General features: G+C 52.5%; 12 protein-coding genes and 1 pseudogene. 3 read left to right on the top strand and 10 right to left on the bottom strand.

Annotated elements, in window-relative coordinates; all coding sequences use genetic code 11:
* Positions 1-34: 34 nt before the first annotated feature.
* The 3 genes from ACQKDS_RS14100 to ACQKDS_RS14090 are packed head-to-tail and all read right to left on the bottom strand — an operon-like array spanning position 35 to position 3,805.
* Positions 35-2,413 carry a molybdopterin cofactor-binding domain-containing protein gene (locus ACQKDS_RS14100; protein WP_399673253.1) on the bottom strand — a complete coding sequence of 793 codons (2,379 nt, stop codon included), beginning with the start codon at positions 2,411-2,413 and terminating at the stop codon, positions 35-37.
* Complete coding sequence (locus ACQKDS_RS14095) at positions 2,410-2,922, bottom strand: (2Fe-2S)-binding protein (protein WP_399673255.1); 513 nt, start codon at positions 2,920-2,922, stop codon at positions 2,410-2,412. The genes ACQKDS_RS14100 and ACQKDS_RS14095 overlap by 4 nt, the downstream gene beginning before the upstream one ends.
* Positions 2,894-3,805, bottom strand: a complete 912-nt coding sequence (locus ACQKDS_RS14090) for an FAD binding domain-containing protein (RefSeq protein ID WP_399673257.1) — start codon at positions 3,803-3,805, stop codon at positions 2,894-2,896. Before ACQKDS_RS14090 ends, ACQKDS_RS14095 begins: the two co-directional genes overlap by 29 nt.
* A gap of 608 nt (positions 3,806-4,413) precedes the next feature.
* On the opposite strand from ACQKDS_RS14090, the gene ACQKDS_RS14085 reads away from it, so the two are divergent.
* The 3 genes from ACQKDS_RS14085 to ACQKDS_RS14075 all read left to right on the top strand — a co-directional run bounded on the left by ACQKDS_RS14085 (position 4,414) and on the right by ACQKDS_RS14075 (position 7,666).
* Positions 4,414-5,082: an EcsC family protein gene (locus ACQKDS_RS14085; RefSeq protein WP_399673259.1), complete on the top strand. Its 669-nt coding sequence runs from the start codon at positions 4,414-4,416 to the stop codon at positions 5,080-5,082.
* Between the two features lie 114 nt (positions 5,083-5,196).
* On the top strand, positions 5,197-6,360 hold the full coding sequence (rfaQ, locus tag ACQKDS_RS14080; protein WP_399673261.1) for a putative lipopolysaccharide heptosyltransferase III: 1,164 nt from the start codon (positions 5,197-5,199) through the stop codon (positions 6,358-6,360).
* Positions 6,361-6,430: 70 nt separating this feature from the next.
* Complete coding sequence (locus ACQKDS_RS14075) at positions 6,431-7,666, top strand: O-antigen ligase family protein (RefSeq protein ID WP_399673263.1); 1,236 nt, start codon at positions 6,431-6,433, stop codon at positions 7,664-7,666.
* A gap of 135 nt (positions 7,667-7,801) precedes the next feature.
* On the opposite strand, the gene ACQKDS_RS14070 is transcribed toward ACQKDS_RS14075, so the two are convergent.
* The 7 genes and pseudogenes from ACQKDS_RS14070 to ACQKDS_RS14040 all read right to left on the bottom strand — a co-directional run bounded on the left by ACQKDS_RS14070 (position 7,802) and on the right by ACQKDS_RS14040 (position 12,603).
* On the bottom strand, positions 7,802-8,737 hold the full coding sequence (locus ACQKDS_RS14070) for a phosphatidate cytidylyltransferase (RefSeq protein WP_399673265.1): 936 nt from the start codon (positions 8,735-8,737) through the stop codon (positions 7,802-7,804).
* Positions 8,734-9,384 (bottom strand): lysophospholipid acyltransferase family protein, encoded by a 651-nt coding sequence (locus ACQKDS_RS14065; RefSeq protein ID WP_399673267.1) that lies wholly within the window; start codon positions 9,382-9,384, stop codon positions 8,734-8,736. The genes ACQKDS_RS14070 and ACQKDS_RS14065 overlap by 4 nt, the downstream gene beginning before the upstream one ends.
* A 10-nt stretch (positions 9,385-9,394) precedes the next feature.
* The gene (locus tag ACQKDS_RS14060) at positions 9,395-10,060 is read right to left on the bottom strand and encodes a CDP-alcohol phosphatidyltransferase family protein (RefSeq protein WP_399673269.1); all 666 of its coding nucleotides are present in this window, start codon (positions 10,058-10,060) and stop codon (positions 9,395-9,397) included.
* 136 nt (positions 10,061-10,196) lie between these two features.
* Positions 10,197-10,466 (bottom strand): annotated as a pseudogene (gene tssJ, locus ACQKDS_RS14055) (type VI secretion system lipoprotein TssJ); the annotation flags it as partial.
* Between the two features lie 216 nt (positions 10,467-10,682).
* Positions 10,683-11,165, bottom strand: a complete 483-nt coding sequence (locus ACQKDS_RS14050; RefSeq protein ID WP_399673271.1) for a hypothetical protein — start codon at positions 11,163-11,165, stop codon at positions 10,683-10,685.
* 18 nt (positions 11,166-11,183) lie between these two features.
* Entirely contained in the window at positions 11,184-11,729 is a 546-nt protein-coding gene (locus ACQKDS_RS14045) for a DUF3304 domain-containing protein (RefSeq protein ID WP_399673273.1), read from the bottom strand.
* A 46-nt stretch (positions 11,730-11,775) separates the two neighbouring features.
* Positions 11,776-12,603 carry a DUF4123 domain-containing protein gene (locus ACQKDS_RS14040; RefSeq protein ID WP_399673275.1) on the bottom strand — a complete coding sequence of 276 codons (828 nt, stop codon included), beginning with the start codon at positions 12,601-12,603 and terminating at the stop codon, positions 11,776-11,778.
* Between the last annotated feature and the right edge of the window lies 1 nt (position 12,604).

The following is a 12,604-nucleotide window of genomic DNA, read 5'->3' as shown; positions in this document are numbered from 1 at the left end:
GAAAACGATCGCGGCGGTAGGGTAAAGACAGCCCTTACTGTGCTGTAATCCGTTGATAAATGTAATGCGCAGGCATGGGTGAATGACGAACCGGCGAGGCTTTCAAGGGGGTAAGGGCATCATCGATAGCGCTGGCTATGGCGGCGCTGACCGGAATACAGCCAGCCTCACCTACGCCTTTCACCCCGAGGGGGTTCAGTGGGCTGGGTGTTTCCACATGCAGTAACTCAACGGCAGGCACATCGGCCGCGTAGGGCATTAAAAATTGCGAAAAGGTTCTGTTTTGCACCTCACCCTGCTCATTAATGCCCAATGACTCATACAGTGCTCCGCCGATGCCCTGGGCAATACCCCCGAGGATTTGACCACGCACGGTATCTTGATTGATAACACGGCCACAGTCGTGAATGCAGAGATAGCGTAACAGCGTGGTTCGCCCGGTTAGCGGGTCGACCTCCACTATCACTGCATGCGCACCAAACCCCCAACAGGCGTGAGAAGGGCTAAAAAATGCACGGCTTTCCATGCCCGGTTTTTGCCCTTGCGCCAGCGCCGGCCCTTGTCGATTTGGGCTCACGAATTGGGTGGCAATCTTCGCGGTATCATTAAAGGCGTAACGCAGCGGATTCGCCAAGGTCGCAATAGCGGCTAAAGGCATCGTTAGCTGGCCATCACGTTGACCAACCCTACCGTCCTCCAAAATAATCTCATCCACCGAAACACCGAATAGTTGCGCAGCGCTATGCCGTATTTTTTCGCGAACCTGACATGCCGCTTGGTAGACTGCATTCCCAGCAACAACGGCACTTCGGCTGGCGTAAGTTCCTCCGCCCAAATCAAACGCCTGCGTATCGCCCCCTAGAACAATGACCCGCTCCTGAGGGACACCCAGTTGCTCCGCTACAATGTGTGCGAACAAGCGTTGATGGTCTTGCCCCTGACACGTCACCCCGGTAGAAACAAAAATATTACCGCTGATAGGGTGAATCTTCACCCGCGCCCCTTCATAAGGACCAATCCCGGTTCCTTCGACATAACAGGCAATACCTAATCCAAGATAACGCCCTTGGGTACGGCATAACGCCTGCTCTGAACGAAACTGTTCAAGATTAACGGCCTTAGCCAGCGTGTCTAAGGTCAATAAATATTGGCCACTGTCTAACTCTACGGGCGCGCCATCCTGAAAAATCAGCCCCTCGCGGCGGTAGGGAAACTCATCATCCCGAATCAAATTACGTTTTCGAATCGTAATCGGGTCGAGCTGCAACTCACTGGCAAGCTGATCGAGCGCGCGCTCAAGCGCAAAGCAGGCATGGGGGCGGCCACACCCCCGGTAAGGCGTGACCGGCATGGTTGGCGTATACAACACATCACAGTCCACTTGCAGATGTGGTATACGATAAGGCCCGGCAATGGAAGTCGCACTCACGTGCGCAACAATAATACCGTAGGGCATAAACGCCCCGCTATCATGTTGAATACTGTCGTACAGCCCGAGAATTTCACCGTTTTTGCGCGCATACAGCGTCAACGCATGAATTTGGGTACGTTCCTGTGACGAGGCTAAAAAGTTTTCCTGGCGGTCTTCCGTATAATTAACCGGCCTGTTCAATTGCATCGCGGCAAAGGGAACCAGCAATTCATCAGGGTAGAAAAACAGTAACTTTTGCCCGAACCCGCCGCCGACATCAGGAGCGATAACACGTACCCGATGTTCCTCAATATCGAGCAAAGCAGCCAAGCCATTTCTCACCGCAATCGGCGCCTGAGCGGTATCCCAAACCGTCAATTCCCCCGTTTTATCATCAAAATTAGCCGCTACGGCACGTGTTTCAATCGGCGCTGCGGTCGCGCGATCCATGCGAACGGTTACCGTCGTCACATGTTCAGCCGTACATTTCGCCAGCGGCAAGTTTCCACTGCGCTGCGTGAAACGCGCAGCAAGATTATCAGGTACATCGGCATGTACCCGGGGTGCCCCTTTCCTTCCTGCCGCCGATAACTCGACAACAAAAGGTAAGGGCTGATACTCGACGTCCACCAATGCCGCCGCATCTTCTGCAATATAGCGATTTTCAGCGACGATCATGACAATCGCCTGCCCAATATAGTAAACGTCACTCTCGGCCAGTGGACACTGTGTTTTGCCGTTGATAATTGAGGGATGTGGGATCAATAGGGGTAAAGGCGCATTCAGCGCACCAAGGTCTTTTGCCTGATAAACCGCCACCACGCCGGGGCAACGCTGCGCGCGCTCAACAGTAACCTTGATTATTTGGGCGCGCGCCTCAGTGCTACGTACAAAAGCCACCGATAACGCGCCGGCAAACACCAGATCGTCAACATACTTTCCCTGCCCTCTGACGAACCGTTCATGGTGATGCCGGGTGGTCGCACTGGATGATAAGTTCATGATCGTGGCTCCGGCAATGTAGAAAAGGCCTCACGTATCGCCTCCACCATCTGTTGATACCCGGTACAACGGCAAAGGTGCCCCGCCAGTAAACGCCGGATCGCCGTCTCATCCCACGTTATGGCGTTTTGCTGTTGATATTGCTCAAGTAGCGTCATTACAATGCCCGGCGTACAGAACCCGCACTGGAAAGCCCTCTGGTCGATAAAAGCCTGTTGAAGCGGATGTAACTGCGTCTCGGCAACCGACTCAATGGTTTGAACCACGCCATTATTGGCCTGCACCGCCAACATCAAACATGAACGTGCCGCACGGCCATCAATATGCACGGTGCATGCACCGCAATCGCCCTGCTCACAGCCAATGTGCGTCCCCGTCAACGCCAAATCCCGCCGTAAAAAATCCGCTAGCGTCAACCGAACCGGCACCGTGCGATTGACGACGTTCCCATTGACCGTAACAACAATATTTGCCGTGGCTTCATGATGCAGAGCAGTTTCTGGTATCACGGTTTCCTCCGCTATAGCGATCGCAGTAAGACGAAAATGCCTGTAATAGCGCGCGGCAAACCAGCGTACTTAACAGTTGGCGGCGATATGCCGTTGCCAATTTTCCGTCATCCGTTACCTCAGTTTGTATTGCAGCCACTCTCCCGGCCTCCACGGCCAGAGCGTGCGCCGGGATCTCACCGGTGAGTCGCGTTTCTAATTCACCACAACGCTGCGGGATAGCCGTCACGCCCCCGACGGCAATTCTGACATCGGCTAACCGGCCGCGATGATCGATACGCAGTGTCACGGCTGCCAGGCAAAGTGCGCGGTCGTATGCACGCTGTGAGTACTCGCAATAGCCCCAATAATATTCGGTGTTAGGAAGGGAAAAATAAGCGGCAATCGCCATTTCTTTGGCCGCCAGAGCCGTGCGGTTGTGGCTGATAAATAGCGTATCCGCAGGAATCTCTCTTTTTCCCTGCTGCGACTGTACAACCAGGCTTCCTCCGAGTAATACAAACAGCAGCGGTATTTCCCCCCAACTTGCGCCATGGCACAGGCTCCCCACAACCGTGCCCCGGTTGCGGATCGCAATAGAACCAATGTGGCCCAGCATGTGGCACAATAACGGGTGCTGTTGTTTTATCCGCGAATTGAGCTCCACATCACGCTGCCGGGTCATAGCCGCAATGGCAATATGCCCCTGTTTTTTTTCAACCGTGTTGAACTCTGAAATATTTTGGATATCCACCAGCCAATCACAATCATGCTGCCGTGAAATCAGCTGCGGCAATAAACTTTGCCCCCCTGCAAGTATTTTCCCTGCTTCACTCTGGGATAAAATACCCAGCGCCTCTTCAAGCGAATCAGGAGCACTATATTTAAAGGCTGCTAATTTCATCGCAATTAACTCATTATTTATTTCCCTAAGCGGATAGTGATTCAGTCTAGATGAGATCCATTATTTTACCATTTACAGATACACTCTCTTGGAATCGCTCCATCATTAAGCGAATAAGCTAAAGAGCAAGGGTGGAAAACTTTATACAATCGCGCCTCTCATAAAAATCAGAGAATAAAAAAACCATATTATTAGCGTCAAAATCAATTAACATCGATTAATAAAACCATTAATAATTATGCTAATCAATATGACGTATTCTCATTATTTACGGTGATCTAACGTACCCGTTGCAAAGGCAGCGTCTAAATTATCCAATGACATGTTCGCCTTGATGTTCAGAAAGCATCTTCTAACGAAAAAAACCGCCATGCCGCAATACCCCTTTAGTTTGTAGAGGGTTGATCGCTTTTAGCGATCAATACGATCTAATTGATCTGTATAACCAATTATCTTTTACACCACACCTATCGTTAAGATCGGTACGGGTCGCATTTACGACACATCAGCATTGATCAATATGTTTGGTCATCGACGCATGAGTACACAGGGAAACTAATCGCCTGTTCTCGCTGTGAGTACAGGCGTGTTACAGAGGACATCAGCAAATGGAACCGGATAAAACACTTACCGTTGGAAAGATTCAGAAGGCATTGGATTGGGCTTACGACAAGGCCGTTAATGGCGTTCCCGGGCTTGACTCCGCGCAAACGCTGGCGGAGTCCTATCACAATAAAAGCAGTGACCCCGTTGCATGTGTCAATGCGTTAATTCGCTGGCAAAATACCAAAGCCAGCACCAGCGGTTTTCTCTCCGGTTTGGGCGGGATAATGACCTTGCCAATAGCTATCCCGGCTAATATTAGCAGTGTCATGTTCATTCAGATCCGTATGATTGCCGCCATCGCCCATATGGGTGGCTACGATCTCAAAGCAGATAACGTTCGCACCCTTGTCTATGCCTGCCTGTGTGGCAACGCTGCAAAAGATATTATCAAGGAAGCGGGGATCAAAATCGGTACGCAACTCTCCAAAGGCGTTATCAATAAAATCCCCGGCGAAGTGCTCAAGACGATTAATAAAGCCGTCGGTTTTCGGCTACTCACCAAATATGGCACCAAGGGTAGTATCAACCTGGTGAAATTAGTGCCGCTGGCCGGTGGAATTGTCGGCGGCACGTTCGATGGTATCTCGACCAACATCATCGGTAATGTCGCGCGTAATACGTTTATTTCAACACAGCCACACGCTATCGACATCCCCAAAACAGAGACCTGAGCGCGCCGGCAGGGTGACTGCGCAATTGCGTGAACCCTGCTTGGCCGATTGTTTCACGCACTATTTCGGCGTCTGTTCGAAAGAGAGGCCTTTTGCACTTTGAGTCGACGAATCATGACCTTCAATCAAAACACTAAGCATGCGCCAATCGGCCAAACTACTCTACCGAACAATCGCGTGCCTAACGTCTTATTGCATCGTAATACGGTGCAACGCATTCTGGTGATTAAACTGCGTCACTTGGGCGACGTATTGCTGATGACACCGCTGCTGAGCACGTTACGCGCCCATTATCCCAGCGCGCTCATTGATGTTCTGGTGTATGAGGGTACAGAAGCCATGCTGGATGGCAATCAGGATGTCTATCTGGCCTACACGGTGGATCGTCGTCTCAAACATCAAAGTTTGAAGGCACGCTACCGTGGCGAACAGGCACTGTGGAACAGCCTGCACACCGGCCACTATGACTTAATCATTAATTTATCCGATCAGTGGCGCGCAGCGTTATATTGCCGTTTTCTTCGGCCCACGTTTAGCATTGGATTCCGTTACCCGAAGCGCAATAATCCGTTCTGGCGTAGCTGTCACTCACTGCTGGTCGAGGTGGATGAGCACTCGCGGCAACATACGGTACTGAATAATCTCAGCATTTTGGCACCACTCGCCTTACCAAATCACATCACCACCGTGACGCAATCATGGCGTCAATGCGCTGTCGATGAGGTTGATCGATTGACTCGGCTTTATCGATTAACTGATTTTGTGCTGATACAGCCCACCGCACGCTGGGCATTCAAGACCTGGACCGCGGCCGGCTTCAGTCAGGTCATCAATCATCTTACCGCTGGTGGTAGAACCGTGGTGATCACCGGAGGGCGATCGGCAGAGGAAAGCGCGATGATCGGCGCTATTTTGCATCACTGCCGCACGCCACAGTACATCGTCAACCTCGCTGGGCACTTGGAACTGCCAGAGCTTGCCGTGTTGATTGACCGCGCTACTCTGTTTATCGGCGTGGACTCGGTGCCAATGCACATGGCCGCCGCATTACAAACCCCGTCGGTGGTGCTGTTCGGCCCCAGCAACCGGGCACAGTGGTCACCGTGGCAATCACCGCACACCTTACTTTGGGCTGGCGACTATCGCCCCTTACCGCCCCCCTGTGCCGTTGATACCCGCACCAACGAACGTTACCTGGCGGCCATCCCTGCCAGCGATGTGATACGGGCGGTTGATCGGCAATTAGCGCCGTCGAATGCCCCATTATCGTTCGTCTGATAACAACCGAATACCGATTGTTCACGGTCATCGTGCCGTGTTTATCCTCTTCCTGCGATGAGTCTTCACTATGTCCCCCTTTTCCGTTATGCCTTCTTGGTTGCTTAACTCGCCTCAACAGCGATTATCGGCGTTTACCGCCTTTTTACTCGGTGCATCACTGCCGACCGCCAACTCACTGATGAACGTCGCTTTGGGGCTCGTGGTGCTCTGCCTATTGTGGCGGCGCGACTTCCGACAATACGCCGCATTAACATCACACCCGCTGGTGTGGCTACCGGCACTGATGTTTATATTATTAGCGTTGTCGCTGCTCACGCATTCCCACGGTTACGGCGTCACCATGGTCGGTAAATATAAAAAGCTGCTGTATGTGTTACCCCTGGCTCTGTTCTTTCTGGCTGAGCGACAGCGGATGGCGCAGACTGTCAGTGGATTTCTTTGGGCGAATGCCTTGATATTGCTGCTCAGCCTGTCAAGTGGCCTTGGGCAACTCTCGCTATGGGGCCTTAACCCTGATAATCCCACGGTCTTCAAGCTACAAATTACCCAGAATGTGTTTATGGCACTGGCCGCATTAGTGTGGCTAACGCGCGCGTATGCCGGTCATCGGTTACGGCGCTGGGGTTATGGCATCTTGGTTTTACTGGCGTCGACCAACGTTCTGTTGATGGTACAGGGGCGCTCCGGGTATGTAGCGCTGATGGTCGGTATCAGTATCTGGCTATTACTCACGTTGCGGCACCGGCAACGTACTACCGTCATGGTCGGCGGTATGTTGGCGATCGCGCTGCTGGCGCTCACCCCAAATCGGGCCATGGAGCGGTTGGCACTGGGTTTCCAGCAAATTCAGGACTGCATACTGGCTCCGGAACAGCATGCGTATCACACCTGCGACAACTCAATGGGGCAGCGTACCGCCTTTGCCCGTGAGTCATGGCGACTGATAAAGCAGGCACCGCTTTTAGGTAACGGTGCCGGCAGCTTTTGGTACGGCAATGCGGCAACCGGGTATAGCGTACATAATCCCCACAACGAATACCTGTTAGAGACCGTGCAAAGCGGTCTGCTGGGGTTGGGGCTATTCCTCAGTTGGATGTGGTTTTGTTACCGGACGGCATGGCAACAGCCTGCACGGTATCGCAATCTGTTGGTGGCGGTACTCAGCAGTTATATGGCCTGCCACCTGTTCAATTCCTTCTTGCTGGATTCCTCAGAGGGCCACCTGTTCGTCATCATCGCGGCATGGTTAGCCAGTTTGACGGTCTCCTCACCGCGATCGCCTATTGACGATCGCCAAACGTAATCCCCCCGCGCCGCCAGCAAACCTGAGACAAAAAAAACGCCTGACGAATCATTCCGTCAGGCGTTATTGCCTATCGCCAAAACTCAGGGTTCAATCTTCGTTTCTTCGGGCTGTTGCGGCAGACTCTCCGCAGCATCAGGTAAAATAAAATCTGACCAGATGGAAAAATACCGGCGCGGCAAAGCACAACGAATCGATACGATCCATCATGCCACCATGGCCTTCAATTATCGCGCCAAAATCTTTCACGCCGCGATCGCGTTTAATCGCCGACATGCATAGCCCACCCGCGAACCCGAGCAGGGTAATCGCTAACGAAATCAGCGCCGCCTGCCACGGAGCGAAAGGCGTGATCCACCACAGCAAAGTGCCCACCAACGTCGCAGAAGCAATACCGCCGACAAACCCTTCCACCGTTTTATTCGGGCTTAAACGCGGCACAATCGCCCTTTTGCCAAACAGTTTGCCGAAGACGTACTGCAGCACATCAGAGATTTGCACCACAATCATCAGGAACAATAGCAGCTTTATATTTTGGTTTTCAAAACCGGGGATAGACAACATCAACAATGCCGGTGCGTGACTGATACAGTAAACCGCAAGCATCATGCTCCACTGAATCTTGGCGCTCCGTTCAAGAAAGTATTGGGTGTCGCCCGCCAGCGCAATGCGCGTAGGAATAAACAAAAACGCATAAACCGGAATAAAGATAGCGAACGTGCCGTACCACTGCATCCCAACAAGCAGGTATTGGAGCGGCAGAAGAATAAAGAAGCACCAAAACAGCGTTTCGTGATCGCCACGGCGGGTGGGTGTTAAAGTGATGCATTCCCGCAGGGCAAAAAATGACATGATAGCAAACAGCAGAACCGAACCTATCGGGCCGAACCACATTGCGGCGACAGAGACGATGCACATTCCCCACCACGCCCGGATACGCGCATTCAGGTTTTCAACAACCGGTGTATTACCTTTGAATCGTGCGATCAGCCAGCCAAGAATGCTGGCAAACAGTAACAGCCCAAATAAGCCAACCAGCAGAATAACCAGCGATTTATCCTGAAAATTCATGATTTCAACGCCTCCAATGCGCCTTTGATCCGCAGTAAGAACGCCGGTTTATCTTCCCCAGCCTGTATCGGCTGGACGGGTTGGCCAAAGGTGGCGGAACACAGCACCGGCACCACCAGACGAGAGCCTTTTGGCAGCACACGATTAAGGTTTTCCAGATAAACGGGCACCAGTTCAGCCTGCGGATTCATGCGCGCCAAGTGCCAAATACCGCTCTTGAAATCGGTGATGTCTTCGCCATTGCCACGCGTGCCCTCTGGGAAAATAATCAGCGACTGCCCCTGTTGCAGCGGTTCGCTCATTAACTCCAACGCATTGTTCGGCGCTACCGCCGCAGATTCCGAAACGCGTCGGGCGATCAACACCGCGTTGAATATCCGCCGGGCAACATAGCGGCGAGTTTTGGTCGCCAGCCAGTAATCCGCCGCCGCAACGGGACGAACCTGCGAGCGTAACTGTGGCGGTAAGCTGGCCCAAACCACCATGCCGTCGAGATGGCTGGAGTGGTTAGCATAATAAATTCTGACCTGCTTTTCCGGCAACGGGGCAAGCCAGCGGGCACGGATGCCCGTTAACAGCCGACACAGACGTACCAGTACCCCGGCAGCTAATCGGCTGTCCAGAGGCTGTTTCCCATGATGACGCATGACGTTCTCCCTAACTTATCGCCTGAGCGTTTAGCCCACGCAAAATCCCTTTCCCACGCCGCCAGCAGGTGATAAAGGCACCGATATTAATGACGATCAGGCACAGGAACAACACGCTCTGCCCCCAGTAGACCGGCAGGAATAGCGCCAGTAGCGCCCCGCCGCACAGCACCGCCATACGATGCTGTTTGGCCATCGGCCCAAGAAATTGCTGTTCCAGCCCGCAAACGCCGCCGAGCAGGCGCAAATAGGCGGTCATCAAGGCCAGCAGTGCCGCGCACCAGCCCAACGTGGCGCTATAAGGCAACAGCGTCAATCCGTACCCGGCACCGATCAGGATCAGCGAGTCAGAAACCCGATCCGGCAACTCATTCCACACCGGCCCGGCGGGGCTCGCCATCCCCCCCTCAACGGCGACCATGCCATCCAGCAGATTACAAAGCAGCCGCCCCTGAATCATGATCGCGGCCAGCAGCAGGCAGAATCCCCGCCCCCAGAGTGATGACCACTCAAAAGCCAGCCACAGTGCGATACCCGCAACCAGTGCGCACCCCATACTGGCAAACGATATTTGGTTGGGCGTTACGCCTTTATGCTGCAACCAACGGGCACTGTTTTGTGCCCAAGGCTTATCGCGCGTCGCAATCGGGCGACGCTCCTTGATATTTATTTCCATCGTCGTTTTCTCATTGCACCAATTTAATGCCACCGATCCCACGGCGGTTAAGCGGTTTCACCGATTTTTATCAGATCGCGCCCACACGTAACGTTAACGATCGGCAGCACGTCGGGAAGACGATAGCGTCTCCCCCTTATTTCGCCTTCACCGGTAGCAAGGTCAGGCTATTTTCACCGGCCTCCAATACCCGTGCCTTATTGGGTTCCAACGCCTCACGCGACAATACCCACTTCCAACCGTTGTTTACCTCATCCGGCTGGCGAAACAACCCAACCACCGCGACGAACTTTGCCTCGGCCTCCATCGGCATATCGAGAACGGCGTCACCACCGGGCTTGAGCACCACATCGCGGCTGGCTAACAGATCATTTTTCAGCGGTGCCTCATCGTCTTTCAGTAACTGCGCTTCTTGCTGATTATCCGTCGCAAGCACGATCAGTAATTGGCTGTTGGCATCCATCGCCTCATCACCGGGCGGCATATTGCCAAAAAAGTGCAATCAGCGCATCCCAAATCCACTTACCCAGCGGGAAGAAACTTTATTGATGGTTTTGTCTATTTTCCAGAGCATTAAAGAAAGTCATCCCCAACCTCCTTCACCTCAATAAAATATATATTACTAAAAAGCAGTCGATTTTATGATTACGCTGTTAAGGCGCGTATCAGCGCCGGTCACAAAGTTGTAGGCCATAAATGCCGAGTCCCGCAGCCATGGCGTTGCCTCAATGCTCACCTGCTTCAGGGCGTTCACCGCCGAATCCTTCAGCATCCCCAGTCGCCCCTTCGGGGTCAGCAGCGTATCCTTCATCTCCGTCAATACGTCCTTGCCGCTGGCACCGCCCAGCGTCGACTGAAAGGCCTCTTTGGCCATATCAGCGGGCTTGTCCTTCAGGTCACCCAGCAGCGAGCCCAGGGACTTATCCATCATCCCCTGAAGCCGCTCTGCCGTTGCCTCATCAAACGATGTTCCCAGCCCGGATATGTAGTGCGCCTGATATGATTCTGTAGAGGTACTTTTTTCGAGCACAGGATATACCCGGAACAGCCGGGCAATATTGCTCAGACGGCTCTCCGGCGCATCCTGCTCGATTTGCAGCTGCAATAATACTCTCGATATCCATCAGTTAGGCTCCTGCTTTACCGGTCTGCCCGGAATGTCGGGGCGTTTTTCATAAGGTGACCATGCATTATCACTCCAGCCCAGCAGAACTTTATCTCCGGGTAAAAAATGAACATGTAAATCATTTTCTCCCCACTTTCTTTCTGGGATTGGCATCACAACCCGACGTTTTTCTAGGCGCATACCTTTGAGATATTGCTCGTGAGTAATATCAAGGGTCCATATTATTTCCGCTGTTTTCCCGCTGATACTGCCGCAGCAGGTTGTCTTACCTGCACCTTTGGCATATGGATTATTTTTGTCATATGCAGAAGAATTTGCCCCTGCCACGCCGTTAACGCTAAACCCTAGAATTGGCCTGTCAATTTCACTGTGAATAATCAATGTTACTGGCCCCGTCGGCGGCCCCCAGATGGATGCCCAGATTAACCAGCCACCGTATGCCAGAACCATCGCCAGCAAACTTCCCCAAATCCATTTTCCCCAGCGGGCATAGCCACGATTGACGGCGTTATCAACTTTGTCGTAAATCTTAAAAAATCCCATTTGTTATTTCCCTGATTGAAGCAAACACCAGTAACTGTTTAGATTTTCAGTACTGTGTATCCGCAAGGTTAACCAACACCTCTGCCAGCGACTGCGTTCCATTCAGCACCGTTGATAATGCAGCCTTTAGTGCAGCTGATTCCAGCTCATGCCGCCTACCATTAAGGTAATACAGCGCGTACACTTTCTGATCCGCTGGGGATAACGAACCCAACTCTTTACTTTTATTCAACGCTTTGATCACCATCGAACGCTGCGCGCATGGTGGAAAACCCTTGCTAGTCGGCATTTTCTGCCATTCTTTCAGGACACGGGTCACTGCGGGTTTATCCGCGATTTGCTGCCAGGTGGCTTTATCAAGCTGGATAATATGATTAGTCGGCATTTCGACTTCTGAAGGTATGATGTCAAGAGGCTGCCACTTCATTTCCTCAGGGAACCACCACTGCGTGATGCCATTGAACAGAAAGGTATGCCAGTCACAGTCAGCACGCTGCGCCAGCGTTTCCATGACATGACTGGCATAGAAGCGCGTCAACTCTGTAGACCCATCAGGCTGCACAATGGTGCAACCACGGGATAACTGCACTGCCAACAAAGACGCAAAGCGTGCAGAAACAATGACTGCAGCGCATCCCGGCACAGACGCCAGGTAGCCTGATAGCTGCCCTAGATTATCAATTTCCAGTAACCATGGGCCGTAGTTCTGAAACTCAGTCAATTGAGGGTGGATATACAGCGAATGCAGCCTGTCTTTATGCTGCTCTTTAAAAGCCAGAAAATCGGCTTCCGGCTGCGCTCCCGCTTCAAACAGCAGATAAAAAAACTCATCATCGTGCTTGTGCAGGGTTTCCGGTAATGCTGTGAGCTTCATA

The sequence above is a fragment of the Serratia sp. NPDC078593 genome, from assembly GCF_050268245.1.
Lineage (GTDB): Bacteria > Pseudomonadota > Gammaproteobacteria > Enterobacterales > Enterobacteriaceae > JBNNGK01.
This window is presented reverse-complemented; position numbering and strand designations above follow the sequence as displayed.